Raw genomic sequence first — 26521 nt, 5'->3', positions numbered from 1 at the left:
ATGGGTAGCCAGTCCTTTTTATATTAATACACTTTATCGCCATTAAAAATGGAGTTTTTCACAACGACGTAGTCAACTTTACGAATCGCCTCTAACGTCGTGCCTCCTGCATACGAAATCGATGATTGTAGATCTTGCTGCATCTCTGTCAACGTATCTTGAAGCTTTCCTTTGTATTCTACATACATTTTCTTACCTTCGACGTTCTTCTTTTCACCTTTTTGGAACTCTGAAGCGGAACCAAAATACTCTTTGTACACATTGCCATCTTTCTCAACTGTTTGACCAGGTGACTCTTCGTGGCCGGCAAATAGTGATCCGATCATGACCATGGAAGCACCAAAACGTACAGATTTCGCAATGTCTCCGTTCGTACGAATCCCGCCGTCTGCAATGATCGGCTTTGTCGCTGCTCGCGCACACCAGCGGACTGCAGCAAGTTGCCATCCACCTGTACCGAAGCCTGTTTTAATTTTTGTAATGCATACTTTACCAGGTCCGATACCGACTTTCGTTGCATCTGCACCTGCATTTTCAAGTTCACGAACGGCTTCAGGTGTACCGACGTTACCAGCAATAACAAATGACTCAGGTAAATGCTTTTTAATATGTTGAATCATGCTGATGACCGCGTTTGAATGACCATGCGCAATATCGATTGTAATGTAATCTGGAACGAGTTGGTCTGCAGCCAGTTGCTCAACAAAACCATACTCCTCTTCTTTTACACCGACGCTGATTGAAGCAATCAACCCACGACCTTGCATGTCTTTAATGAAATCGACACGTTTTTCAGGATCGAAGCGATGCATAATATAAAAGTAACCGTTTTCAGCTAATTGCACTGCAATTTTTTCATCAATAATTGTTTGCATATTTGCAGGAACGACTGGAAGAACAAATTTATGTTTACCTAACGTGACAGACGTATCACACTCTGAACGACTTGTAACGATACATTTGGCAGGAATTAATTGAATATCTTCATAATCAAAAACTGTATCCATTTGTACACACTCCTAAAAGGCGAATATTAATCGCTTATTTATAATTAATGTTCGTACTTTAGTAATGTACAAGATATTTCAATAAACGTCAACCGTTTTAAAGGAAAATATACAAACTCTTGTCGCAAATCGTACTGCGTAGTAGGAAACTAAATGGTATCATGGAAAGAGTGTGTAAATTAATCATTGAAGGAGATAGGTTCTGTTTATGAGACTATCGTTAAAATACTTGATTCTTGGGGTTGCGATGTTGTCGTTGGTTCTTACATTAGTAAGTAGTATTACATCAGGCTATCGGGTCCAAAAGCAATCACTAATCGACAATACATTGGAGACGAATCGAGCGTATGCTGAAAAGCTCTCCAGTACGACAGAGTCTTATTTGGAAATGACACTGCAAACATTGGAAGTAAGTGCAAAAACGCTTGCGCCGCATATGCGGAAGGAAGAGGCGGATAGCTTTTTAATCCCGGAAGCTGATCGTGTGAAGAACCAGACGAATACGTTTAACTCCATTGCCATAGTTGAAAAGGGCGGGGAGATTTTGGCGACCTCTCCACAAACATTGGAATTGAGGGGGAAAATGCTCACGTCTAAAGGCGGCATGCAAGCATTAGAAGCGAAAAAACCATACATTTCTGAACCGTATATTGCTCTAACGGGCCGCTTGATCATTTTCATTTCGCATCCTGTTTTTGATGATAACAACAACTATTTAGGGATGATTGGTGGAACAATTTACTTAAAAGAGGAGAACATTTTGCAAGAAGTGCTTGGTGAACATTTCTATCAAGATGGTTCGTATGTCTATGTAGTGGACAAAACGGGTCGAATCATTTATCACCAAGATAAAGAGCGTATAAATGATTTTGCGCCTGAAAATCCCGTTATTCAAGATTTACTAAAGGGAAATAGTGGGGCAATGCGCCTGACAAACTCAAAAGAGATTGATATGTTAGCCGGATATGCCTATCTTCCGAATGCAGAGTGGGGCATTGTTACGCAACGATCGACAGAAGCCACTTTAGTGCCCGTCAATAATATGATGAAAGAGATGATTGTCAAAGCATTACCGTTTTTATTCATCTCCATCTTAATCATTTGGTATTTCTCAAAACAGATTGCGCTCCCACTCCAAAAGTTGGCCACTTACGCCGAGTCGAGTACGGAAAGCAATCAGGAAAAGAAAATCTCAACAATTCGAACGTGGTATTATGAAGCTATTCAATTAAAAAAAGCGTTACACTACAGTATGAATTTCTTCCAAGACAGAGTGAACTTCTATCTTCACCAATCGACGACCGATCCATTGACGAAGCTATGGAATCGTCGAGCAATGGATGAGTTCTTAAAAGAGCTGACTGACCAGGAAAAAGCTTACGCGGTTGTAATTTTGGATATTGACCGTTTCAAGCGTGTAAATGATACGTACGGACATGCGGTTGGTGATGATGTGTTAAAATTTCTAGCTAAGGTTATGCAAGATGTGACGAGGGAACAAGATCGTTGCTGCCGTTTTGGAGGCGAGGAATTTGTAATTGTCTTACCGGAAGCAACAGAAGAAATTGCATTCCAAGTAGCTGAAAGATTGCGTAAGAAAATGGAAAATACGGTCAGTCCTTGCGGTGAAGTCGTAACCGTCTCATTAGGAATTGCGACATCTCCGCATAATGGAACACATCCTAAAGTGATATTGGAAGCGGCGGATGAGAGCCTTTATGAAGCGAAGCGCTCGGGACGTAACCGTACAATAATTAGTCAAAATCACAAAAACGCCAATGCATAAAAATGATGCATGTTATGGTAAACTGAGCAAAAAGGTACAAGGAGGAGCCCGTCATGCAATATTCGAAACCGAAGATGGAAATGCTCGTTAAAAATACACCTGAACTGACGCAACGTCTGAAGCAAATTATGAAAGAGCACGACTTGGAAAAGAGTTTTGCACTTAAAGCTTTGTACCATGCCGAAGTGAAAGAGAGCGGCCGATTCATGAAAGACTATCAGCAGCTGTAATGATACGAATAAAAAGCACGTTATCCCGGAGTTTCTCCGTTGATAACGTGCTTTTTTTCAAAGGTTAGCGTACTGTACCGTTAAAGAGTAAGCCGCCTTTTAAGTCAATTACTTTCAAGTGGTTTGTGCGTTTAACAAAGATGGACTTGTAGTGTGGACGACCGTTTGCATCTTTTAGTAGAACGATGCGTTTATTGTAATTATCCTCAACAACTTGTAGGTTAAAGCTGTTCACATCGACAACAGAAGCAAGTGTTGCATACTCGGGAAGAGTGCTATTGCTTGAAGTTGCCGTTGTTTTTGCTGTCGCTTCCGCTTTTACTGCAGTTGCTTTTTCAGGTGCTGGTGAAGCGGTTGTGTTTGTTTCAGATGAAACGACACCGTAGAAGATTTGTCCGCCTCTTGTATCAATGACTTTCAAGCTGTTTGTGTTTTTAACAAAAATTGATTTGTATTGTAGGCGACCAAAGTCATCTGATAAAGTGATTACTCTTTTGTTTGTATTGTCTTCAACGACTTGAAGTTTGTAGTTGTCTACATTGACAACAGAAGCAAGCGTTGCATACTCAGGAAGTGCGCTAATCGCATCTGTTGCAGGTTTCTCTTCAGGTTGTGCCGGTTTTTCTGGAGTCGCATCTTCAGTTGAAATTGTACCGTAGAAAATTTGACCGCCACGGAAGTCAACAATTTTCAAGCTTTCTGTCGCTTTGACAAAGATGGATTTGTATTGACCTTGTCCATTTGCCTTGCTAAATACGATAATTCGTTTGTTCGTGTTGTCTTCAGTTACTTTAGCTGTTAAGCCGTCCATGTTAATTTTTGATGCAACTGTAGCATACTCAGGAAGTTGCGTTAATGCTTCAGCTGCAATGTTCAATTGGTAATTCGATCCGTAGTTTGAGTAGGAAGATTCATATTTCGCTTGTGCTGCCTCTACTTTGTCCGGGTGAAGAACGTTTGCTGCTCCAATGCCACCAGTTGTTAATAGTACTGCGCTCAATGTAGTTGCGAAAAATTTGTTCATGTTTTTCCTCTCCTTTGTTTTGGTATGATTTCATCTTACGCTCCCTTTTTTAAAGAACTCTGTGAAAAAAATGAGAGATTGATAAGAATTCTCTCATCGTTTACTAAGGGAACTGATACCATTGAAGGGTTATTTAGGATTTTATTAATTAAGTGTCGTCTTGTATTTCGATGCGAAGTAATTAGCTTGTGATACTTGTATAGATGTGAGTAGTATGGATCGTTAAGTTAGTAAACTTCTAACCGTAGTATAATAAATGTATAGAACGAGCAATTTTCTAATTACTGCACGTGTTTGGAATGGACGCAGGCGAAGGTATTCCGTTTTGTATAGTGTGAAGCGGACTAGTTTGCGGAAGTATGTCAACGTTTCTATGAAAGAGCTGGTCCTTGTTGCTTGTTTGCGATTCAAATGAAAACAATTACAATTATACTGCGCGGCGAAAAGGATGGCAGCGGTGAGGGGGAAGGAAGATGACGGGGAAGGTTTTTCCGAGGTTAGAAACGGAACGGTTAGTGTTGCGGGAAGTGAAGGAAGAGGATGCTGGAAGTGTGTTTCATTATCTTTCAGACCCTGAAGTGATGAAGTATTATGGCATGGTGCCGATGGTTGAAGTGCGTGAAGCGATAGAGGAGATTGATTGGTATCGTCGCATTTTTGACGAAGGGACGGGCATTCGTTGGGGGATTACGTTGAAAGGGACGGATGAAGTCATTGGAAGTTGCGGGTTCCTTGAGTATTCAAGTCGACATGCCCGGACGGAAGTGGGATTGGAGCTTTCCAAGGATTATTGGCGAAGTGGATTGATGACGGAAGCTTTGGCAGCTGTCATACAATATGGATTTACGTATCTAGACCTTATGCGGATGCAAGCGCTCATTGAACCAGAGAATATTGCTTCGCAGAAACTTTTTGAGAAGCTTGGTTTTCTGCAAGAGGGACTATTACGGAAATATGAGAGAACGAATGGATTGTTTGATGATGTGTATATGTATGCGTTGTTGAAAGATGAGTATGTTGTTGAAAGATGAAATATAAACAGTCGTATTCCGTTAGAGGGATGCGGCGATTGGGGAGAGTATGCGGCGTTTTGCTGGGTTATGCCGCGTTTGAGGAGTTTATGCGGCGATTGGGGAAAGTATGCCGCGTTTGCGGAACTTATGCGCCGTTTTGAAGAGTTATGCTGAGAATGACTAATTAAAAAAGAGGCAGCGCTAGCGATTTGCTAGTCGTTGCCTCTTTTGGTTCAGTTATTCTTTCGCCACTGTGAAAGGGCGGGCATAGCGGGAAAGCAAGCCGTGTTTCGGTGAGCCGATGAAGCTTGCGAGGAATAGAATTCCTGTTGCGAATGCCATGGATCCTGATATGGATGTGTCGATCCAAAGGGCGATGTAGTAGCCGCTAATTGCAGACAAGACGCCAAACAATGCGCTTAAAACGAGCATGATGGAGAGGCGATCTGTCCATAAATAGGCAGCGGACGCAGGTGTAATGAGCATGGCGACAACCATGATTGCGCCGACCGCGTCAAAGGAAGCGACCGTTGTAATGGAAACGAGTGTCATAAACAAATAGTGCATGAACAGCACTGGAATTCCGATGCTGGCAGCGAGTGCCGCATCGAATGTTGTGATTTTCCATTCTTTGTAAAACGCCAAAATCATGATGAGCACGACAACAAGGACGATGAATAGTATGAACGTCGCTTGTGGAACTTCACCCAACAAAGGCAAAGTGATTGTGTTCCAAGGAACGAACGTAATCTCTCCCATAAGTGCGTGCTGTACGTCTAAATGCACATTTCCGACTTTCGTTGCAATTAAAATGACACCAACAGCAAATAGTGTTGTAAAAACGACACCGATGGAAGCGTCTTGCTGGACTCCCAGTGAATGGAGCCATTGCACTAAAACAGCTGTCAATAAACCAGCAATGATTGCACCGACAAGCATGTGCATACCGCTTAATTCACGTGTAATTAAATACGCTGTGACGATTCCGAGTAATACTGTATGGCTGATTGCGTCTGCCATCATGGCCACTCTTCTGAGAATAAGGAAAGTACCCATGATGCCACAGGAAAGACCGACCAATGAAGCGGTCAGGAGGATCCAACCTTCATAACTCATTGTAATTCCTCCTTCACTGTGTGCTCCACTGTTGCTTGATGGTATTTACGTTGCATTTTGAATTGAATCGCACGAATTAATAACCCGCGTTGTGCACCGAACACCATGGAAATAATGAAAATGCCAGCTGATGCAATGACGATGAATGGACCTGTTGGCCAGCCTTTGCCCATCGTACTAATTAACGTACCAACCATACCGGAACACCCTCCGAAAATCGCTGAGAGGATGAGCATCCGTTTAAAGGAATGCGTCCAGTAATGGGCACTGACGGCTGGTATGATTAGTAGAGCAGCCATCAGGATAACACCTACTGCTTGAATACCAATAACAATGACAAGTACGAGCATTGCCAAATAGACACCGTTCATGAAACGGGTGGATAAGCCAAGCCCTTTTGCAAAATTAGGGTCAAACAAAAACAGTTTCCATTCTTTAAAGCCGACGATAACAACTACTATAAGAAGGATCGCGACAATTAGCATTGTATACACATCGGTACGGACCATGGATGCTGCTTGCCCAAATATGAAATTATCAAGTCCGGCTTGATTGCCACCGCCATGTCGACTGACGACTGTAAGGAGCATGACGCCTAATCCGAAAAACACAGATAGGATAATGCCCATCGCTGCATCTTCCTTCACCCTACTGGACGAACGTATCCATTGAATGAGCCATGCACCAATAAAGGAACTGATTGCTGCACCAAGAATCATGACCGGCAAGTTCTTATACCCTAATAGCGAAAAGGCGATGACGACCCCGGGCAAAGCAGCATGGGATAACGCGTCACTCATAAGACTTTGGCGTTTCCAGTAAGCGAGACAACCAATCATACCGGATGCTGTTCCTAAAATTAATGTGCTGAAGAGAACCCATTGTGCGTTTGGTGATAAGAAAACGTCCAGCATGCTTTACGCCTCCTTCATCCAGCGTAACGATCCGCCATATGTTCGTTGTACCTGTTCTTTTGTAAATACGTCTTCCGTTTTCCCGTAATCAATGATTGTTTTATTTAACAGCATGACATGGTCAAAGTAATCTTCAACAGTTAATAAATCGTGGTGAACAACCATCACTGTTTTTCCATCGGCTTTTAGTTGTTTCAACGTTGCCATAATAGCAGTTTCAGTAGCAGCATCGACGCCGACAAGTGGTTCATCCATGAAATAGAGGTCCGCATTTTGAACGAGCGCACGAGCCAAGAAAACCCGTTGTTGCTGTCCACCAGACAACTGACTAATTTGTCGGTCTGCATAGTCTGCCATCCCCATTTTTTCCAACGACTGCATCGCTAAGTCTTTGTCTTTTTTATTGGGCCACTTAAACCAACCGATTTTTCCGTACAGTCCCATTAATACAACGTCCAATGCATTCGTCGGGAAATCCCAGTCGACCGATCCACGTTGCGGTACATAACCAACTTTTGTTTTCGTTTTAGCAAGCGTTGACCCGAAAAAAGATACATTTCCGGATAGCTTCGGATGTAATTCCAACATGACTTTTAATAACGTCGACTTACCAGCACCATTGGGCCCGACAATCCCCGTAAGCGAACCAGGTTTCACATCAAAATTTACATCATATAATACTTTGTTTTTTCTATATGAAGCCGATAAGTTATCGACCTTTAAGACAGACATTATTTAGCCTCCTCAGAAAGTGAATCAAAAATCGTTTTAACATTATGTTTGTACATACCAATATACGTTCCTTCTTCTGTTCCTGCGTCACCCATCGCATCTGAATAGAGTTCGCCACCTAGTTTAACACTCAGGCCTTTCTTTTCAGCACCTTGGATAACCGCTTTGATGGAGTTTTGATTAATACTACTCTCGACAAAAACAGCAGGAATTTTATAATCCATTAAAATGGAAATCGTGTCGTCGATATCAGAAATACCAATTTCATCTTCAGTACTGAGTCCTTGTAGTCCAACAACTGTCATATCATAAGCACGACCAAAGTAACCAAACGCATCATGTGCTGTAACGAGAACACGTTTTTCATCAGGAATTTGTGTGAGTTTATCTTTAGATTCCGCTAATAAAGCATCTAATTCAGCAAAGTATTTTTCTTTATTCGCATCAAATTCTTCTGCATGGTCAGGTGCGAATTTCTTTAATTCTTCAGTAGCTGTATCTAATGAAATTTTCCACAAATCGATATCAAACCATACGTGTGGATCAATTGCACCATCTTCATCTTGCAGAAGCTGATCTTTAGGAATGGACTCTGAAATACCATTAACAGGTTTCTTTGCGCCAATTTTCTCGAATGCTTCTGTCATATTTCCTTCCAAGTTTAAACCACTATATAACACGATATCGCTACCTTCAAGTTTCGCAATATCGCCTTGTGTTGCTTTATACAAGTGAGGGTCCACGCCTGGTCCCATCAAGCTTTCCACAACGACATGCTCGCCGCCGATAATTGACATTGGTTCAGCAATTTGTGCAATTGTCGTAACGATGTGCACTTTGCCATCCTTGTCTGCATCAGATTTCGTCTCTGCACATGCCCCTAATAGCAACAAAGACGATAGTAGAGTAAACAAAAACAATTGGGTAAATCTCTTTTTCATTTCTCATTTCCTCCTAAAGTAGATATCTATCAATTTTGAGTGTTTCCCTCGTGCAACAAAATGTGTAAAAAAAATCAAAATCCCTATATCCTATTTTAAAAAATGCCATCGCACATAAAACGTAATTGCATTTACTATATGTTCGTTATGTAATCTTGGTGATAAGTTGAACGACTACGGCGGTTAATTTGCTAATGTTATTTTAAGAAACGAGTGAAAGTTTCTCGAGGGAAACTTTATCTGTTACTTAAAGATAATAAACATTAATAGGGTTGTCAATAGCTTTGCACAATAATTTGCATTTGCCTGTTAGAAGGCGCAATTCCGCACTTTGTCGAAGCCATGAGCGCATCTATCTGTTATTTACCTCCTTGTGCCTGCAGTATAAACATAGACGGCAAGTAACGATTTAGCGGTTTGTGCGACTGACACCATCTTTACTATGTGGATAGTAGTTTGCGGTTTTTTACAATTTATACGTAGTTGACAATTAATTTACTGAATTATTCTAAATCGATAGTCAAGGATTGCGTTGAGAACCGTTTAAGTTGTGATACGTCAGCTGATTATTGCGATACGACCGTTTTACGTTGAGATGCGAGGAAGCTGAGCATTTTCTATCGTGAAGAGTTGGGAAAAGAACGCGTATTCGGTATAATGAAAGCAAAGGACAGGGAGGGGAAGTAACGTGCTCACAGCTATTTCACGGAAGCAAATCGAGGAGATGTGTGGAACTGCCTCATTGAAGCGAGGAGAAGCGTATAACCGTGCAGGTAAGGTGAAGATTGAACAGATGGATTCTGTGCAATGCGAAGCGGTTGTGGCAGGTACTGAAAACTTCCATGTCACTGTTCGTTGTGAAGAAACAGGTAGTTTAGAAACTACCTGTAGTTGTCCGACGCTGCCTTTTTATCCGCATAAGTGTCAGCATATCGCAGCTGTTTTGTTAGCGATCATTGAACAAACAACTGATGACGGGGCCTTGTCTGACGGGTTTCTCTCTCTTTTTAATGAACGCCCGAGGTCAAGTGGCCATCAGCTTCATTTTGAAAATCGAAAAGTTTTAGCGCTCACGTTTACTGTACAACCAGTGCCTGTAGGGAGAGGGAAGGATATGCTTGGCATTGCAATCCAGGTCGATGGGCATGCGATAAAAAATGTTGGGCAATTTTTGAAATATGTACATGAAGGACGAATTTTGCAACTGTCTGCAAACTGTTTTTATGATCCTCGTAGTCACTGTTTTACAAGGGAAGCGGATGGCATTTTACAGCAACTTATTCAAGGAAAACAACAATCTATTGAACTTGTTAAGGGCAGTGACATAGGAACAGTTACCATTTCACCAACGACTTGGGACAAGCTCGTTCCCCTCTTTCAAAGTGCGTCTTGCGTTAACGGGCTGCCGTTCATCAAAGGGAATTTACCAATCCAATTTTCATTTGGAAAAAGAGAAGGAAAAGGACATTTCCTGAAAATTGAAGGGTTGCAAGAAGTTCAGGTTTTCCAACAATATCGAACCGTAATGTATGCTAATCGCCTCTATTTAGTCCAAGACGAAGACTGCAAACGTTTGGCAGATCTGCAACAAATGGTGCAATCATCGGGTACGAACAACATTCCGATTGCAAATGAACAAATCGGCTTTTTTCTCGAAAAGGTCGTTCCTGGCTTGCGGAAAATCGGCGAAGTGTATCTTGATGAAACGGTAAAAGACGAACTTGTGCAATCGCCGTTACAAGCAAAGTTGTATGTGGATCGAGTCCATAATCGCCTGCTTGCGAGTTTGGAATTTCACTATGATCATCTTGTCATCAATCCGTTAGTTGACCAGCAATTACCGGCTGGTTCGATGCTCGTTCGTGATTTGGAAAAAGAGAAAACGATTCTTCAGCTAATGGATGAGGGAGCATTTGCGCAAACAGATGAAGGGTATTGGTTGCAAAACGAGGAATTGGAATATGAATTTCTGCATCGTATTCTTCCAAAACTTCAAAAGCTTGTCCGCGTGTATGCGACAACAGCCATTCGAAACCGAGTGTTCAGAGGGAACGCCCGTCCACGCATCCGCGTGAAGACGCAGGAAGAGCGGACAAATTGGCTAGAATTTAAATTTACAATGGATGGTATACCGGACAACCAAATTCGAGGCATCTTAGAAGCGTTGGAGGAAAAAAGGAAATATTATCGCCTGAAGGATGGCGCATTGCTGTCGTTGGAAACAAAGGAATTTGAAGAGATTCAACGTTTTCTGAATGAAGTGCCTGGCGACTTGGATGCGTTGGAAAAAGGGTTAACCGTTCCAGTCGTTCAAGGGCTTCGCTTTTTGGATGCGGCAGAAGACGATGGAATGATTACGATGGAAGAATCGGCTCGCCGATTCTTTGAGCGTCTCCGTAACCCAGCGAGCTTGGAAATTGACGTACCCCAACAGTTGGCGTCCGTTTTACGCGATTACCAAAAAGAAGGGTTTAAATGGCTGAAGACGCTTGCTAGTTATGGGCTCGGGGGCGTACTTGCGGATGATATGGGGCTTGGCAAAACGGTGCAAAGCATTGCGTTCATTGTGTCGGAGCTAGCGGTCATCCGTAAAGGAAGTACACCGGTACTGATCGTTTGTCCGTCTTCTGTCACGTATAACTGGTTAAGTGAATTGGCGAAATTTGCGCCGGACATACAGGCATGTGTACTCGATGGATCGAAGAAGGAGCGGGTTATGCGCCAACGTGAAATAGGCGGTCAAGATGTGGTAATCACTTCTTATCCGTTACTTCGTCGTGATGTTCAGTGGTTTGAGAAACAGCATTTCCATGCGGTGTTCTTTGACGAGGCGCAGGCGTTTAAAAATCCCTATACACAGACAGCGCGGGCAGTGAAAAAAATAGTGGCCGATCATCGGTTTGCGTTGACGGGCACCCCAATCGAGAATTCATTGGAAGAGTTGTGGGCAATATTCCACGTTGTGTTTCCGGAATTGTTCATGGGGTTACGGGAATATAGTGAACTCTCACAGAAAACAATCGCACGGCGTATCCGACCGTTTCTGTTACGTCGAATGAAAGAAGATGTGCTCATTGAACTTCCGGGGAAAATCGAGTCAATGGCATCCTCGGAACTGTTACCGGAACAGAAAGAGCTGTATGCGGCCTATTTAGCAAAGTTGCGGCATGATACGTTGAAGCATTTGGATAAGGATACAATACGGAAGAATAAAATTCGTATATTGGCTGGTCTCACGCGGTTGCGTCAAATCTGTTGCCACCCGGCATTGTTTGTAGACGGTTATGCAGGTAGCTCAGCAAAGTTTGAACAGTTGAAGCAATTAATTGAAGAGTCGAAGCGAGCGGGGAGAAGGGTATTGATCTTCTCGCAATTTACCAAGATGCTTGGAATTATCGGAAGAGATTTAGCGATGAACGGGACGCCATTTTTTTATCTGGATGGCGAGACACCTGCAGACGAACGGTTGGCGTTCTGCAACCGGTTTAATGCAGGGGAGCGGGACTTGTTTTTAATTTCATTGAAAGCCGGTGGAACGGGGCTAAACTTGACGGGAGCCGACACGGTCATTTTATATGATTTGTGGTGGAACCCTGCAGTTGAGGAACAAGCGGCGGATCGTGCGCACCGTATCGGCCAACAGCAAGTTGTACAAGTGATTAAACTTGTTGCACGTGGAACAATTGAGGAGAAGATGAATGAGCTGCAAGAGAAGAAGCGGAATTTGATAGGAGAAGTGATTGACGCTGATGATTCGGCGATAAATGCGTTGACGGAAGAGGATATTCGGGAACTATTGCGGATAGATGAGGGTCATATTGTATAAGAGTTATTTTAATGGATGAAACTGACAGGGAAGGAGTGATTGAAATGAAAGCGTTAAAAGTGTTGTTTGGCGCAGTTGTCATCGTTGTCGCAATTGGATTTGCAGTCTATCATTTTGGCACGAAATTTATTGCTGACGAAGTGATGGGCCAAGTGGCAGCGGAACTAGATGCCAGCGGTGAACTGGAAAACATCAAACGTGAAATCCAAAATGATCCTCAGTTACGCGCATTCATTGAAGAAGGGAAAAACGCAGATCCAACGAAACTTCCTTTCCAGACGAAAGAGGAAGCGACCCGCGTTTTGCTGAAAAAGTTTGACCTCAGTGAAATTAACGACATCCAAATTCAAGCAAGGCAAGGCATGACCCCCGAAGAACAGCAGGCACTTTTTAATAAAATCGAAAGCAAACTCACCGAAGAAGAAATGCTTGCGTTAAAGGCGCTAGCGTATAAGGAATTGTTTAGTGAAAGATGACGTCATGTAAGGGGTGCATGGTATGATGAAGACAAGTATAGGGAATATCGTATTGTTTGTAATTAGTACGTGGTTCGCTATTTTTCTTTTCATGTTCACGGTGTTTTTCCGGCTGCTTATTACAGCGGATATACCAATTGCCTATAGTGAGGGAGAAGCAAAATTCTATATCGTGTTACTTGTTTTGACGACCCTTATGCTATTGTCCATGATTGTTTTCTCGAAGAACTATGTTAAACTCGTCACTTTTACAATAGGGACTCTCATGTTACTATTCTTAGCAAGTGTCATGAGGACCTATTATACTCTTGACGCTGAATATATTGACGTGTTAACTTTGTGGAGTTTTTCTGTTGTTTTTATGGTGCTGACAGCTTTAGGGGTTGTACTAATGCTAAGAGGAAGGAATCTTAGAATCACTTATAGAGCTGTTCATTAATTGAAAAACCGCTGCAGTCGTAAAGACGCTAGCGTATAAGGAACTATTTTAAATGAACAACCGCCCCAGTCGAAAAGTTGACTGAGGCGGTTTTTTTCACATGACGATTACAACCGAAAATCTTCTGCGAAGACAGCGTTATCGATTGAGTTCACAATGTATTCGATTGAATAGGACGAGTTATCGATTGAATACACAAAGTTATCGATCGTATAACAAAAGATATCACCAAAAAGTGATCTTTTACCTAGTGGGTCGAAGTGCAATCGAGATAATTGAGGTTAATGAGAAAGTAGATGAAAAACACCATTTTCCTCGTCAAACACTCCGTCGATCTCACCAACTCCCTCAATAATCAATAAGTTATTCTGTACAATTGGCTTTTCAGGTAAAAAAGTTGGATGGTGTGAATCGATCGTATCGTCTCCTTGAACTGTGTTATGACCGGCTGTTGAAAGAGATTTTCCTGGCCGTTTATCAGGAGTGCAATATAGTTAGTGTGCAACAATCTTTGTTCGCTAAAGACGATATTCATCGGGTCAATCATTTTAAACGTCATGGGGCCATGTATGGATAGATGATAGCCCTTTGCTAACTTGAACTGTTCAAACTCATTTTCCTTACATTCGTTTATGTACTGAATCACCTCAAGCGTTTCATTGCTAATCAAAAGTGCATCTAACGAAATTTGTTCAATATTAATACATTGCCTGAAAAACGGATAAAGCGTCAAACTGGATTCCATAAAGCTGTCTTGCCAATTAGGTGAGAGTTCATCTAATAATAGGCACATAAACAAACCTGTGCTGTAACAACTTCTACGTAAATGGAGAGTAGACTCTTTGATTTCTAATAGAGATTTCCCGTATTTCTGAACAATTTCATCATATGCAAGGGTGGATTTATCGGCATATGCTTTCACTTCTACGTACCATGCAGGCCCTTCGATCGTTTCAATGTGATATTCGTAGTGAAGGTAATCGCCGATGAGCAAAGCTCTTTGTTCCCGTAGCGCAATAAACTGCTGTAGATGTTCGGTCTTCTCTTTCAAATCAGTTGCTAGTAGCGCAGCATAGAGACTCGCCCTCTCTGCATTCCGTAGTTCCACATTTTCAGGAGAAAGGGGATAGGTAATTCCTTTCATTTCGTCAGGAAAACGTTTTTCGTCTTTTATATATTGGTATCCATGAAATAACTCGTGGATGAGAATGGCGTAAAGGTCTGCAAATTCTTCATATCGATCTATATTGACAATTGCAGTAGGCGTTTCTTCGAACAAAATTAACGTATCCGCTATGAATTGCTCTGTCCATGGGAGTGTTACATAGCCATCTTTTTGTGAGGGGAACTTTGGATGATTAAATAGATACACATTTTCTTTATTATACAAAGCGTAGGCAACAGGCTCAAAACCTGGCCAATAGTTTGGGAGATTAGTATTCTTCATTACTTTGGCAATTTCATTGACACTTGGATGCACTTTAATAACCTCCATGTTATGACGATTGAATTGAAAGGATTACAGGCAATAATCATTGTATCAACTTCGATATTTAATAAACTTCTGGATTTGGATTCGGCCCGTACTTTTTAAGAAATATCGCCACAACAACGGGTTACAGCCATATGTATTTGTTACTAATGGATGTTGTCATAGTCACTTTCATTGCATTCGCTTTGTTAGTAGGACGAAAAAACGCGTTGCCTGAAACTGTATAAGGAAGTGGAGAGGGTGTGCCTTTCTCCACTTTTTTACTTACCTAACGATTTTCCGTAGTTCTTCATTTCTACGTTCACGCTCATCCGCTTCCACTAAATCATATTTCTTCAGCAAGTGAAATACCTCATTGAGCGTGTCTTGTTCGACTGTTCCGTCTAGAAAGCGCATCCCGTCTTCATAGATCTCTTTTGGAATGAAAGCCTGCTGTTCGTTTAATTTGCGCACTACATCTTCCACCGAATGATCAATCGTACATCTGCCCATGCGAACACCTCCTAATCATGTATTCCTCTATCAGACTTGTACTTCACTCATTAATGCATGCGTATTGCCTTCCGTGTCTTCAAAGAACACCATCCACGTCTCGGTTTGGCCCATTTTAGCGACCATATGTGGCTCATCGATAAAGACGACACCTTTCGCTTTGAAGGATTCATAGGCTTCTTGAATATGTTCCACGTGAAAATAAAACACCGAACTCGCATGAGCAAAGTCTTCTTTCTCTGGCAAACTTACTAACAAGCGCAAGCCGTGGCAATCGAAAAAAGCCATCGAGTCGGTTTGGAATAAAAGATCCAGCCCTAGTAGCTCCTTGTAAAAATTGACCGAGCGTTCAAGATCTTTTACAGGTACACTGACTTGTCCGATTTTTGTAATGTTCCCCAATTCCTATCCCTCCAAAATATTTCAGATTAATCAAAGTATATCACTTTCCCTTAAATTCTCCTAACTACATCGCAAGGCTGAGAGAAAATGCGGCTGGGGATTGTTATACATAATGGGAATCGTTGCTATGCTAATGGTAGTGTGAAAGGGGTGTAGTCGTGAAAGGTATAGAATTTATTATTAAGAAAAAGGTGTTAATCGGTTTACTGACAGTGTTGATTGTTGCATTGGGGTGTTTCGCTGTCATCAAGTTAGACAAGGAACTTATGCCATCAGTTGGTATGGACGGTGCATATGTATCTGTCGACGCAGGGGATATGGCGGCTATTGATGTGGAGCGTTTCATCACAACGCCGTTGGAACAAAAGCTTCAAGCAATCGATGGCGTTGAAGAGGTGAAGTCAACTACGACGATCGGGAGCAGTACTGTCGATGTAATCGTCGCGCGGGGCCGTGGAGAAGAATTATTCAAGGAAATTGAACGTGCTGCAAATTCGATACAGACACAACATCCAGCGATTCGTGAAGTCGTGTCCGGTCAATACGGTGTGCGGCAAGGATATGAATTTTACATGGATATTTCCGGCGGTGACATAGAAGAGATGACCACCTTTGCAAAGGAAGTACTTGAACCGAGGCTAGAGGCGTTGAAAGAAGTTCGAGATGTTCATTTGTCAGGTGTGCTGGAACAAGAAGTGACCGTTAAGTTAAAACGTGATGAACTTGTAAAGAACGGTTTAGACAGCACACAAGTAATGGGTTTCATTGCGCAAGCGAATTCCGAAACGACAATCGGGGAGTTGCACAATGGGCAAGCAACATCCATATTGCGATGGACGACGAAATTGGAAGATTTGCAATCTGTAAAGCAAATTGAAATTCCTACAGCTAGTGGATCTGTCCCGTTAGAGGAAATCGCCACTGTTTCACTTGCTCCAATGGAAAGCTCTGCGTTTGTTTGGAAAAACGGGACGAAAGATTTAGTATTTGTGCAAGTAGGGCGTGCCAATCGTGTCAATCAAATCGATATGGCAAATGCAGTCCGAGCAGAAATCCAACAAATCAGGGATGAAGGATTGGTCAGTGTTTTCACGTTGAATGAAATGGTCGCACAGGCAGACTTTGTGGAAGAATCCATTAACGGCGTAACTGGGAACATTCTTATCGGTAGTATCGTAGCAATCGCCATCTTACTGTTATTCCTTCGCAATGTGCGAGCGACGTTGATCATTGGTGTGGCAATTCCAACGTCAGTGCTGCTCACATTTTTAACCGTATATGGTTTAGGATATAGTCTGAATTTATTAACCCTCATCGGGCTCGGCCTTGGCATTGGGATGATGGTTGACTCTTCAATTGTCATCTTGGAATCAATCTACCGGCAAAGGGAATTAGGACTTAATCCTTTGGATGCTGCTCTCGTTGGAACAAAAGAAGTAGCGGGGGCTGTAATTGCTTCCATGCTAACGACCATTGTTGTGTTCTTACCAATCGGTTTTATCGGTGGGGACCTTGGTCAATTCATGATTATTTTATCCATTGTCGTTGCCATTACATTAATGAGCTCAGTTGTTATTGGCTTTACATTAATTCCTGCATTGTCTGAGAAATTTTTACGTTATCGAAAAACGGTGGACACGAAGAAAAAAGGAAAAGTTGTTTCTCGTTATAGTGCGATGATTGCATGGATCGTTCAGAAGCGTCGACGAAGTGCATCCGTTATCGTCTTATTTATCGCCCTATTCGTCGGTTCCTTGTTTTTGGTCAATAAAATACCGATGTCCGTTATGCCGGATATGTTCAATCGGTATAGTGAAGTCGTTGTCGAACTTGAACAAGGGGTTGATGCACACGAGAAAGAACAACTTTCTATATTGATGAATGACAAGCTCGCTCGTATTAAAGATGTGGAGTCCAATTATGTACTGGATAGTGGCAGCTACTTAGTAGCGATTATCAACATGACGAAAGGGAACGCCATTCAGCAAGAACAAAAAGTCGTAAATGAAGAAATTATGAGGTCGTTACGCGAACTTCAACAGACGAAACCGATTAAATCGGTACAAAGTATGACGGATGGTGCTAGTGGTTCTCCTGTACAAGTGCTCATTAAAGGGGAAGATTTTGATGAGTTGCGTTCACTGAGCAAGGAGTTTGCGAACAAACTGAAGACAGTCGATGGTGTAGTAGGTGTAACTAATTCGATGGAACGAACGACTGAGCAAAAACAGATTGTCGTAAACCAACAGGCAATGGACGAGGCAGGATTGACGCAAGCTTCCGTCAAGCATTTCGTTGAAGAAACATTTATGAATAGGCCGGTTGGAGATGTTGTGATTCAAGGCAAGAAGGTTCCTCTTACGGTTAGTTGGGCGGCCATAACGGATACAGAAGAAACACTGCTGAATGCGATGATTCCAACACACAATGGAGACAAAGCGTTGTCTACATTCATTCAATTAGAAACAGTTCAAACACCAAATGTCATCACGCATGACGCGGGCGAGCGATATGTCGTCGTTTCTGCAGACATGGAAGGTCGTGATTTGGGAGGCATCAATCGAGACGTGCAAAAAATCATTGACGAATTTACTGTGCCGACAGGATATGCAATCGACGTGGCCGGCGATATTGAACAACAACAACAATTACTACTGGAAATGATTTTTGTGCTAGCGATTGCCTTGTTCCTCGTCTATTTTGTCATGGCGGTTCAATTCAATCATCTTGGTCACCCAATACTCGTTATGTCCGTTATTCCGATGGCGATTATCGGAGTGATTGTTGGTTTGTATGTCACACAAATGGAACTGAATCTGTTGTCTGGCATGGGAATCATTATGCTAATCGGCATCGTGTTGAACAACGCAATTCTATTGATTGACCGAACGAACCAATTACGCAACGAAGGGATGCGTCTAGAAGAAGCGCTCGTAGAGGCGGGGAGACATAGAATCCGACCGATTTTCATGACAACACTTACGACGGTCGGTGGGATGTTGCCGTTAGCATTGGCTTCTGGAGTCTCCGGGAATTATCAAGCACCTTTGGCAACCGTGTTGATTTCCGGTTTGCTGTTTGCAACGTTCATCACGCTATTGCTGATCCCGGCTGTCTATCGTTTGTTCTCGAAATCGGATAAAGTACGTGAATCGTTAAAAGCAAGAAGGCGTGTGGCAATTCGAAAGCCGAAACTTGAAATGTCCGGTTCAAAATAATCATGAAAAAGGACGCCTTTGACGCAACCTCTTGTTGATTGCAATCAATCAAGATAAAGTGAGACTAGAGAATTCCGAATAGTTAGGGATGCCTCTACGTTAGCAAGCTCTACTTTAAGGGGGAAAACGAAATGTCATTCGTACAAACAGTTACTAAAGATGATTTCCAAAAAGAAGTGTTAGAATGTGAACTACCAGTATTCGTCGATTTCTTCACAGATGAGTGCGGTCCATGCCAAGCATTCGAACCAGTTCTTGAAGACGTTGCTGAGGAATTAGAAGGTAAAATAAAGTTCGTAAAACATTGGGTAACATACGAAGACTACGAAGCGAAATCAAATCCAGTGCAAATTAAATACGATATTAGTGCTTTTCCTTCTTTATATTTGTTCAATAAAGGGGAAGTCGTTAAAACCTATATCGGTTATTTGAATCGTCAAGACTTTCTTGATTTCTTGGCAGAAGTTCTGTAAGACAATCCACACGGTTTTCCTTGTTCACATTAGGAAAACCGTGTTTTTTTATGCTTGTTTTTCGCACATCTACTCACGTACAATAGAGCAACAACAGAACGGAGGAATACCGGTGACAGAGAAAACATGCGACAATTTACTCCGCATAAAAACAGCAGGTACATTGGAGTTATTGAACCAATCCCCTCATTATAATCGCTATGAAGCAACGCCCTATGAAACTTTAGACGAACTCTTTACCGAGTATACAATACAATCGACAGACGGATTTGTCGATTTTGGCTGTGGAAAAGCAAGAGTTTCCTTTTACGTCCATCATCACTTTCAAGCATCCGTAACCGGCATTGAAATGAACGGCCAACTGTACCAGGATGCTATTGAAAACCTCGTCCACTATCGACGAAAAAACAAACGAAGTGGCGGTTCAATCCGTTTTGAACGCTGTTACGCAGAAGCCTATGACATAAGTGCGACAGAAAATCGCTTCTACTTCTTCAATCCATTTTCCATTCAAATCTTTATGAAAGTAATCGGAAATATTCTGCTGTCAGCTGAGCGGAATGAACGAGTCGTAGATGTCATTCTGTATTACCCGACAAGCGAATACGTCCAGTTCATGGAACACCAAACCCCGTTTACGTTATGGAAGGAAGTACGCGTCCGTCAACTGTATGAGAAGAACGAAAACGAACGCTTTTTAATCTATCGATTAGGAGAATGAATCGCGTATAGCGGTTCGCTCCGTGCTCGAAGCAGTTCTTCTCGTGCCAAAAGCGTTACGTCCCACGCCCACACCGGATCGCCCAAACGAAGCACCCTTTCACTTTTGTATTTCTATCAATCACTTTCTTGCATCTATCGATCACTTCATGAGTTCTATCAATCACTTTCACAATTCTATCAACCATTTTAGCGCTTTAGACCGACACACACTCTCCGCGTTCTCACCTAAAAAAAGAAGCCTCAGAGGAGACTTCCTTTTTACAACAAGTGCATTGCTGCTTCTGCCTCATCCCACGGCACAGGGTAGCCTTTGCCTTTCGCGCAAAAAATTGAGGTTGACGTATATTCGGGATCGGCGTCTTTGTTATACCCGATCGCTTCAATGACTTCTTCCGTATTATGACACTCGTCATACCCGCCGAATTGTAGCGTCAACGCACCTTTTCCGTTTGTGAAGGAGGCGAACGTCGTGCTGTAGTTCATGAACGTTGCAACAGGAACGCGCCCAGTAATGACGGTTTTCGCACCGATCATCTCAGGCGGTTCAAAACTGCCTGACGCTTGCTGGATATCTGAAAGGATGCGACCGATATGCTCCGTATCCACTTTAATCTTCACATCATAATACGGCTCAAGCAGAATGTTATCGGCCTTTTCGAGTCCTTGACGAAGCGCGCGGAATGTCGCTTCTCTAAAATCCCCACCAGACGTATGTTCAATATGACCTCTACCGGTCAGTAGTGTAAATGTCACATCCGTTAACGCCGAGCCGGTCAATAAACCGTGATGTGGCCGTTCAAACAAATGACTTCGTACTAAATTCTGATGCCCGATGGATAAATCATTTGCATGACAAGCATTCACAAAAGCAATGCCGCTATTTCGCATCGAGGGCTCCATTTTCAGATGGACTTCTGCGTAATGCTTCAACGGCTCGAAATGCCCGTAACCCGTAACCGTTGAACGGATCGTCTCTTTGTACAAGATTTTCGGGTCACCGAAAGAAACATCGAATTGGAAGCGATCCATGACAATTTGCTTCAGCACTTCAAGTTGAATGACGCCCATTACATGCACGTGGATTTCTTGAACGTGCTCATCCCAACCCACATGTAGCGAAGGGTCCTCTGCATCAAGCATCATAAAGCTACGAAGTACTTCTTTTACATGGATTGAAGAATCGAAAATCACCTTTGCCTTCAACGTTGGTAGTAAGTCGAACGTCGATTTCTCCGTCAGTGCACCAATTGGATCTCCTGCAGCTGCTTCGGATATCCCCATCACCGCAACAATCTCGCCTGCTTGTGCTGAATCTCTCGAGTCATATTTCGTGCCATTGTAAGAGCGAATTTGCGTAACCTTCTCGACCGTATCTCCATACGTCACTTCATCGCGGACGCGCAACTCGCCTTGCAAAACCTTTACAAACGTGATCCGATGCCCGTTCTCATCATGCCTGATTTTGTAGACACGTGCTGCAAATTCATCGTTATTCGCATACATCGTCGTTGAAAGTCGATCGAAGCGTTCGAGAAACTCCATCACGCCAATATCCTTCAATGCTGATCCCAATCCATAGGGAAAGACTTCACAGTCCCGAATCATCCGTGTCAATGCATCCAGCCAAACATCAAAATCATATGCACCTTCCATATAGCGTTCAAGCAATGCTTCATCGCGTTCCGCAATAAATTCTATGAGTGTTTCCGTCATGTCGTCTGCTGTCAGTTCAGCTATATTGAATACGTTGTCAGATAAACTGCCTTTCACTTCATTCACAACAGTAGCTGCATCGACACCTTCCCGGTCAATTTTATTCAAAAAGAAGAACGTTGGCACACGATGTTTTTGCAACAGTTGCCACACCGTTTCCGTATGCCCCTCGACGCCATCTGCTGCACTAATGATGATAATTGCATAATCCATCACTTGGATGGCGCGTTCCATCTCAGGGGAGAAATCGACGTGCCCTGGCGTATCGATAAGGGTATACGTCGTCCCATTGAACGAGAAGTTCGCTTGGTCTGCAAACACCGTAATGCCACGATTTCGTTCAATTGAATGACTATCAAGGAACGCATCCTGATGATCGACACGACCCCGTTTTCGTATGCTTTGTGTATGAAAAAGAAGTTGTTCAGAAAATGTTGTTTTACCCGCATCGACATGCGCCACAACTCCGATTGTTTTGTACATAGTGCACCTCAATTTATTTCTTTATTGCCAAGCGAGGAATTCGCGGGCCGAACCAATAGAACAATTCCATTAGGAGTACCGCCAGAATGCCCATTAGCAAGCCGTTGGAGAGCAACGGTTGCAGGAGCTCAGGGAGTTCAGAAAAGACTTCTATTGGCATCATCATAATCGATAAGCCGACTAAACTCGGCAACGCAACTCGGTATATTGTTTTCGGATCAAACGAAAGCCCCTCGACATTCCGCAAAGCTGAGCGGAATAACTGCAAGTACGCGACGAACAAAACCGTATTGCCCACGCTTGGTGGAATTGTCGAGAAAAATGCGGTCAGATCGGGCATGAGACCAAGGAAGACGAACAATGCAGATCCTATGAAAAACGGTGCCCGCTCACGAATACCTGTCGATTGCAGTAACCCTAACGATGACGCGTAAGGTGCGTATGGGACAAGTCCAAGCATCCCTGCTAGCGTCGTGAAAATACCTGTGATGAAAAAGGAAGACCGGTATTGAAACCGCGTCGTCTCCTTCTCAAATATATCTTCGGCTCCCTTCAACGTAGCGACAGAATTCGTCGTATTTAACAGCCCGGTCACTGTCACCGTAACAACTATGCCCCATTCAAGCGTCGGATCTCCCAACGGAAACCAAGTGCGGAATGGCGTTGTGTGAATCGCCTCGACAGTTTCTCCAGGGAACAGCAGCGCGGCGGCGCACCAACCGACCACCATACCAATCAGTAGATTCATACTGCTTAAAATACGGTTCCCTTTGACATGAACGAGGATCGTGAACGCGGCTAAGGTGAATGAAAAGATCGTCATGCGTAAATCAATGACGTCCCCTGTACTAAGTCCAACCATTCCTTTTAAGAAAATCGAGATTAATTGATTGGCTAACAGTAAGAGAAAGACGAACATGACAGCAGGCGTAAACCACTTTTTCAATATCTCTGCAATGCCGAGCAACCCGAAAACCGCAACGAGCGCTCCGGAAAGCATCGCCCCAACAGCAATACTTCCTCCAACAGCCGTCAGCTCAAGCCCCATTGCACTCGCCGTACTTGCTAAGCTTAAAATGACGCCCCACCATAAACCCGATTGCCCTTCCATCAAAGCAAGCCGATGACCAATGAAGCCTTGTAAAATACACGCAACGCCCGTCACAATAAAGGAGCGCTGAATGGCAGAAACAATTTCAACCTGATCCATTTCAAACGCTGCGCCGACCGATATCGGAATGACAACCGTATTGGCAAATAGAAAAAACAACCACTGAAACCCTGCCAACATCGTCACCGACAACCGCATTTTCTTCGCCTCCACCCAATCTCCCCCATCCGACCAACGAACCTAATTTACGCGCAACTATAACATAAAATGGAGGGAAAAGGAAGATGATGGCGGTGTGATGGTGAGGGGGTGTGGGCCGCGCAACGCAACGTAAGCGGATTGTAAGATAACGTAATCGTTTCGTATCACAACGCCCACCCCTCTATGTTAACGAATAGTAATAATTTGCAAGTTTCACTACTGTTTCTGTGAGAATAATTGTACACTTACTAGTAAGAGAGAAAGGGGTGGGTTGAGTGAAAAAGAGGAAGTATACGAAAACGGAAAATAGCTGGATGTTTTACGACTGGGGGAACTCTGCGTATTCAATCATTATTACGACGGCTATATTCCCGATATTCTTTAAATCTGTTGCAACGGACGCGGGCATTGAGTCGAATATGTCCACTGCTTATTTAGGGTATACGGTCGCAATCGCAACATTCATTTTGGCGATGATTGGGCCGATTTTAGGGACGATTGCGGATTACAGAGGATTGAAGAAGAAATTTTTCTTCGCATTTTTCTTTATTGGATCAGCTTCTACCGTGTCGCTAGCTTTTGTACCAGAAGGTTCCTGGTTGCCGTTATTAATTATTTATGTAATTACATCTATCGGTTTCCATGGGGCAAATATTTTCTATGATGCCTTTTTAGTTGACGTTACATCAGAAGAGAAGATGAATGAAGTATCTGCACGTGGATTCGGATTAGGGTACATCGGTAGTGTCATTCCATTCGTCATTAGTATCGCGATTATTATATTGTCGGAAAAAGGTGTGATCCCTCTTCCGATGGCCATTGCTACGAAACTGGCATTTGTCATTACGGGGATATGGTGGTTTACATTCACCATTCCAATGTTGAGAAATGTAGTACAAGTGTATGCGATTGAGCGTGAGCCGAATATAATTGCAGGGAGTTTTAGACGTTTAGGCAATACATTTAAGGAAATTAGGAAACATCGTACAGTCTTTATTTTCCTCCTCGCTTATTTCTTTTATATTGATGGCGTAGGAACAATTATTAGCATGTCCACTGCATATGGGTCAGATTTAGGTATTGGGGCGACAGATTTATTAATTGTTTTATTGGTGACGCAAATAGTGGCTGCGCCATTTTCCATTATTTACGGGAAGTTGGCACATAAGTTTTCAATAAAAGCGATGTTGTATGTTGGGATTTTTGTGTATATCTCCATTTGTATTTACGCGTTTTTCTTATCGACAACGCTAGATTTCTGGATTCTCGCTATGCTCGTCGCAACTTCGCAAGGGGGTATTCAAGCACTAAGCCGATCTTATTTTGCACAACTCGTACCAAAAGAGAAATCGAACGAGTTCTTCGGGTTTTATCACATTTTTGGTAAGTTTGCGTCTGTAATGGGACCGTTGTTAGTAGGGGTTACAGCACAAATGACGGGAAGTTCCGCATACGGGGTATTCAGTCTCGTTATCCTGTTCATCATCGGTGGACTATTACTTCGAATGGTACCTAAACCAGAGAGTCAACTGGTTTAAGGTAGAAATTAATAGTCTTGATAGGTTGGGACGAAATTTCGTTGGTTCAAGCGCTTGAAGCAACGGTTTTGTCCCAACCACATATGTAATTTATTAATGTACTTCCTTATCCGTAAAACGTAATACATTTGTTGCTACAGACAGTACGTCCTCATCATTAAAAATGATATAAGCTTTTCCTCCACTATATTTTTCATTTTCAAATTCACCAAGTACTTTTACATAACCTTTTTCAAAAAAATAAATTCGTTCCTGATCGTGCTCATCAACGGCAGTTAAGTCATTGATGAGAAAGGCGATTCGTGGATTATGATAAAATTGCATTACATTCTCTCCTGCGTTTTATTCACGATATTAACCTAAAAAAACTGCTTCCGAGTCAATCGGAAGCAGTCTTCTCCATTACTTAGAACCAATTCGGTGCATTTGCAAAATACGGAAACCGTTTTTCTCTAGTTTGTCGCGCATTTTTTTCATCTCTTCATCGGATTTTCCATCTTCTAATGTGAGAACGACCCTTCTTGCGAGTGCTGACCCGTTATCCAATGTCAGCATCCCTTCAATATTTTCATCTTTTAAGGTTGTTGTCAGTTTGCGGATCATTCCACGTGCTTCCGTTGACGCGAGGGTGATATTGATGCCACCAGTTTTTAATCCAAACGCATCTTCTAGTACACTTTCAATCTTGTTATGTGTAATGATGCCGAGTAATTTCCCGTTCTCCACAACGCTAATGAATGGCAATGCTTTAATCTTCAACAATGCGCTTAAGAAAGAAGCATCTTCGGCAAGATAGATGTCTTGGTGTTTCAGCAAATGGTTGATAGAATGGGAGTCGTCCCCTTTTTCTTCATACAGGTACGACAACAGGTCGACTTTATAAATCATCCCTTTGTAGTTGTCTTCATCATCTACCGCAGGGATGCAACGAAAACCCGTTTCGTTAATTTTAGCGAGCGTTTCAGCTGCGCTTTGATCGGCCTTTACGGTTGCTACTGCTAATCTTTCTACGATTAAATCTCGAATGTGCATTGTAACTCCCCCTCATTAACTGGAATTTCAGTGTTGTTATAATATTTTGTATTGAATTGACTTTCATTATAATGGAAAAGTTAATAGAAGTACATGAAAACTTCTTCTAGAAGCGTTTACGTACAAAAATGTGTTTATT

General features: G+C 42.6%; 23 protein-coding genes. 10 read left to right on the top strand and 13 right to left on the bottom strand.

Features of this window, described 5'->3' with window-relative positions; genetic code table 11:
- Positions 1-23: 23 nt before the first annotated feature.
- Positions 24-1007, bottom strand: coding sequence for a GMP reductase (guaC, locus tag NRI27_RS10930; protein WP_317943331.1), 984 nt, complete (start codon positions 1005-1007; stop codon positions 24-26).
- Between the two features lie 208 nt (positions 1008-1215).
- On the opposite strand from guaC, the gene NRI27_RS10925 reads away from it, so the two are divergent.
- Both NRI27_RS10925 and NRI27_RS10920 read left to right on the top strand, forming a co-directional pair.
- A complete protein-coding gene (locus NRI27_RS10925; protein ID WP_371390712.1) occupies positions 1216-2793 on the top strand; it encodes a sensor domain-containing diguanylate cyclase in 1578 nt (525 codons plus the stop codon).
- A 53-nt stretch (positions 2794-2846) separates the two neighbouring features.
- On the top strand, positions 2847-3023 hold the full coding sequence (locus NRI27_RS10920) for a hypothetical protein (RefSeq protein ID WP_317943334.1): 177 nt from the start codon (positions 2847-2849) through the stop codon (positions 3021-3023).
- A 64-nt stretch (positions 3024-3087) separates the two neighbouring features.
- Here the strand turns inward: NRI27_RS10920 and NRI27_RS10915 are convergent, their stop codons facing one another.
- Positions 3088-4047 carry a hypothetical protein gene (locus NRI27_RS10915; protein ID WP_317943336.1) on the bottom strand — a complete coding sequence of 320 codons (960 nt, stop codon included), beginning with the start codon at positions 4045-4047 and terminating at the stop codon, positions 3088-3090.
- Positions 4048-4520: 473 nt separating this feature from the next.
- Between NRI27_RS10915 and NRI27_RS10910 the strand changes: the two genes are divergently transcribed.
- Positions 4521-5078, top strand: a complete 558-nt coding sequence (locus NRI27_RS10910; RefSeq protein ID WP_371390711.1) for a GNAT family N-acetyltransferase — start codon at positions 4521-4523, stop codon at positions 5076-5078.
- A gap of 219 nt (positions 5079-5297) precedes the next feature.
- On the opposite strand, the gene NRI27_RS10905 is transcribed toward NRI27_RS10910, so the two are convergent.
- Genes NRI27_RS10905 through NRI27_RS10890 form a run of 4 tightly spaced genes read right to left on the bottom strand, consistent with a single transcriptional unit; the run spans position 5298 to position 8763 of the window.
- Positions 5298-6176, bottom strand: a complete 879-nt coding sequence (locus NRI27_RS10905) for a metal ABC transporter permease (protein ID WP_371390710.1) — start codon at positions 6174-6176, stop codon at positions 5298-5300.
- Positions 6173-7090 carry a metal ABC transporter permease gene (locus NRI27_RS10900; protein WP_317943344.1) on the bottom strand — a complete coding sequence of 306 codons (918 nt, stop codon included), beginning with the start codon at positions 7088-7090 and terminating at the stop codon, positions 6173-6175. The genes NRI27_RS10905 and NRI27_RS10900 overlap by 4 nt, the downstream gene beginning before the upstream one ends.
- A gap of 3 nt (positions 7091-7093) precedes the next feature.
- Positions 7094-7822 carry a metal ABC transporter ATP-binding protein gene (locus tag NRI27_RS10895; RefSeq protein ID WP_317943346.1) on the bottom strand — a complete coding sequence of 243 codons (729 nt, stop codon included), beginning with the start codon at positions 7820-7822 and terminating at the stop codon, positions 7094-7096.
- The gene (locus tag NRI27_RS10890; RefSeq protein WP_371390709.1) at positions 7822-8763 is read right to left on the bottom strand and encodes a metal ABC transporter solute-binding protein, Zn/Mn family; all 942 of its coding nucleotides are present in this window, start codon (positions 8761-8763) and stop codon (positions 7822-7824) included. Before NRI27_RS10890 ends, NRI27_RS10895 begins: the two co-directional genes overlap by 1 nt.
- A gap of 688 nt (positions 8764-9451) precedes the next feature.
- On the opposite strand from NRI27_RS10890, the gene NRI27_RS10885 reads away from it, so the two are divergent.
- From NRI27_RS10885 to NRI27_RS10875, 3 genes are read left to right on the top strand one after another with little or no spacing between them, the layout of a single operon-like run.
- Positions 9452-12589 (top strand): DEAD/DEAH box helicase, encoded by a 3138-nt coding sequence (locus tag NRI27_RS10885; protein WP_483316078.1) that lies wholly within the window; start codon positions 9452-9454, stop codon positions 12587-12589.
- A gap of 44 nt (positions 12590-12633) precedes the next feature.
- Positions 12634-13065, top strand: coding sequence for a hypothetical protein (locus NRI27_RS10880; RefSeq protein ID WP_371390708.1), 432 nt, complete (start codon positions 12634-12636; stop codon positions 13063-13065).
- 22 nt (positions 13066-13087) lie between these two features.
- A complete protein-coding gene (locus NRI27_RS10875) occupies positions 13088-13504 on the top strand; it encodes a hypothetical protein (RefSeq protein WP_371390706.1) in 417 nt (138 codons plus the stop codon).
- A 355-nt stretch (positions 13505-13859) separates the two neighbouring features.
- On the opposite strand, the gene NRI27_RS10870 is transcribed toward NRI27_RS10875, so the two are convergent.
- The 3 genes from NRI27_RS10870 to NRI27_RS10860 all read right to left on the bottom strand — a co-directional run bounded on the left by NRI27_RS10870 (position 13860) and on the right by NRI27_RS10860 (position 15890).
- Positions 13860-14984 carry a hypothetical protein gene (locus NRI27_RS10870; RefSeq protein ID WP_371390705.1) on the bottom strand — a complete coding sequence of 375 codons (1125 nt, stop codon included), beginning with the start codon at positions 14982-14984 and terminating at the stop codon, positions 13860-13862.
- A 276-nt stretch (positions 14985-15260) separates the two neighbouring features.
- Complete coding sequence (locus tag NRI27_RS10865; protein WP_371390704.1) at positions 15261-15488, bottom strand: hypothetical protein; 228 nt, start codon at positions 15486-15488, stop codon at positions 15261-15263.
- A 30-nt stretch (positions 15489-15518) separates the two neighbouring features.
- Positions 15519-15890, bottom strand: coding sequence for a VOC family protein (locus NRI27_RS10860; protein WP_371390703.1), 372 nt, complete (start codon positions 15888-15890; stop codon positions 15519-15521).
- Positions 15891-16048: 158 nt separating this feature from the next.
- Between NRI27_RS10860 and NRI27_RS10855 the strand changes: the two genes are divergently transcribed.
- The 3 genes from NRI27_RS10855 (at position 16049) to NRI27_RS10845 (ending at position 20302) form a co-directional block, all read left to right on the top strand.
- On the top strand, positions 16049-19108 hold the full coding sequence (locus tag NRI27_RS10855) for an efflux RND transporter permease subunit (protein ID WP_371390702.1): 3060 nt from the start codon (positions 16049-16051) through the stop codon (positions 19106-19108).
- A 131-nt stretch (positions 19109-19239) separates the two neighbouring features.
- Positions 19240-19581 carry a thioredoxin family protein gene (locus NRI27_RS10850; protein WP_317943362.1) on the top strand — a complete coding sequence of 114 codons (342 nt, stop codon included), beginning with the start codon at positions 19240-19242 and terminating at the stop codon, positions 19579-19581.
- Positions 19582-19693: 112 nt separating this feature from the next.
- Positions 19694-20302 (top strand): class I SAM-dependent methyltransferase, encoded by a 609-nt coding sequence (locus tag NRI27_RS10845; protein WP_371390701.1) that lies wholly within the window; start codon positions 19694-19696, stop codon positions 20300-20302.
- 260 nt (positions 20303-20562) lie between these two features.
- Here NRI27_RS10845 and NRI27_RS10840 read toward each other — a convergent pair whose 3' ends face one another.
- On the bottom strand, positions 20563-22500 hold the full coding sequence (locus NRI27_RS10840) for a GTP-binding protein (protein ID WP_371390700.1): 1938 nt from the start codon (positions 22498-22500) through the stop codon (positions 20563-20565).
- 13 nt (positions 22501-22513) lie between these two features.
- Positions 22514-23824, bottom strand: coding sequence for a uracil/xanthine transporter (locus NRI27_RS10835; RefSeq protein WP_371390699.1), 1311 nt, complete (start codon positions 23822-23824; stop codon positions 22514-22516).
- A gap of 302 nt (positions 23825-24126) precedes the next feature.
- Between NRI27_RS10835 and NRI27_RS10830 the strand changes: the two genes are divergently transcribed.
- A complete protein-coding gene (locus tag NRI27_RS10830; RefSeq protein WP_371390785.1) occupies positions 24127-25350 on the top strand; it encodes an MFS transporter in 1224 nt (407 codons plus the stop codon).
- Between the two features lie 93 nt (positions 25351-25443).
- Here NRI27_RS10830 and NRI27_RS10825 read toward each other — a convergent pair whose 3' ends face one another.
- The gene (locus tag NRI27_RS10825) at positions 25444-25674 is read right to left on the bottom strand and encodes a hypothetical protein (protein ID WP_371390698.1); all 231 of its coding nucleotides are present in this window, start codon (positions 25672-25674) and stop codon (positions 25444-25446) included.
- Between the two features lie 78 nt (positions 25675-25752).
- Positions 25753-26382, bottom strand: a complete 630-nt coding sequence (locus NRI27_RS10820; protein ID WP_371390697.1) for a CBS domain-containing protein — start codon at positions 26380-26382, stop codon at positions 25753-25755.
- Between the last annotated feature and the right edge of the window lie 139 nt (positions 26383-26521).

The organism is Sporosarcina sp. OR05 (assembly GCF_041414805.1).
In the GTDB taxonomy this organism is placed as follows: Bacteria; Bacillota; Bacilli; order Bacillales_A; family Planococcaceae; genus Sporosarcina; species Sporosarcina saromensis.
Note: the sequence above shows the minus strand (reverse complement) of the source record. Positions and strands in the feature narration are given on the sequence as shown.

Bases quoted from the DNA above. Each gene is read 5' to 3' on its own strand.
- NRI27_RS10890 (WP_371390709.1), bottom strand. From the start codon at position 8,763: ATGAAAAAGAGATTTACCCAATTGTTTTTGTTTACTCTACTATCGTCT.
- NRI27_RS10880 (WP_371390708.1), top strand. From the start codon at position 12,634: ATGAAAGCGTTAAAAGTGTTGTTTGGCGCAGTTGTCATCGTTGTCGCA.
- NRI27_RS10895 (WP_317943346.1), bottom strand. From the start codon at position 7,822: ATGTCTGTCTTAAAGGTCGATAACTTATCGGCTTCATATAGAAAAAAC.
- NRI27_RS10905 (WP_371390710.1), bottom strand. From the start codon at position 6,176: ATGAGTTATGAAGGTTGGATCCTCCTGACCGCTTCATTGGTCGGTCTT.
- NRI27_RS10925 (WP_371390712.1), top strand. From the start codon at position 1,216: ATGAGACTATCGTTAAAATACTTGATTCTTGGGGTTGCGATGTTGTCG.
- NRI27_RS10920 (WP_317943334.1), top strand. From the start codon at position 2,847: ATGCAATATTCGAAACCGAAGATGGAAATGCTCGTTAAAAATACACCT.
- NRI27_RS10865 (WP_371390704.1), bottom strand. From the start codon at position 15,488: ATGGGCAGATGTACGATTGATCATTCGGTGGAAGATGTAGTGCGCAAA.
- NRI27_RS10820 (WP_371390697.1), bottom strand. From the start codon at position 26,382: ATGCACATTCGAGATTTAATCGTAGAAAGATTAGCAGTAGCAACCGTA.
- NRI27_RS10830 (WP_371390785.1), top strand. From the start codon at position 24,127: ATGTTTTACGACTGGGGGAACTCTGCGTATTCAATCATTATTACGACG.
- NRI27_RS10850 (WP_317943362.1), top strand. From the start codon at position 19,240: ATGTCATTCGTACAAACAGTTACTAAAGATGATTTCCAAAAAGAAGTG.
- NRI27_RS10915 (WP_317943336.1), bottom strand. From the start codon at position 4,047: ATGAACAAATTTTTCGCAACTACATTGAGCGCAGTACTATTAACAACT.
- NRI27_RS10875 (WP_371390706.1), top strand. From the start codon at position 13,088: ATGATGAAGACAAGTATAGGGAATATCGTATTGTTTGTAATTAGTACG.
- NRI27_RS10900 (WP_317943344.1), bottom strand. From the start codon at position 7,090: ATGCTGGACGTTTTCTTATCACCAAACGCACAATGGGTTCTCTTCAGC.
- guaC (WP_317943331.1), bottom strand. From the start codon at position 1,007: ATGGATACAGTTTTTGATTATGAAGATATTCAATTAATTCCTGCCAAA.
- NRI27_RS10840 (WP_371390700.1), bottom strand. From the start codon at position 22,500: ATGTACAAAACAATCGGAGTTGTGGCGCATGTCGATGCGGGTAAAACA.
- NRI27_RS10910 (WP_371390711.1), top strand. From the start codon at position 4,521: ATGACGGGGAAGGTTTTTCCGAGGTTAGAAACGGAACGGTTAGTGTTG.
- NRI27_RS10825 (WP_371390698.1), bottom strand. From the start codon at position 25,674: ATGCAATTTTATCATAATCCACGAATCGCCTTTCTCATCAATGACTTA.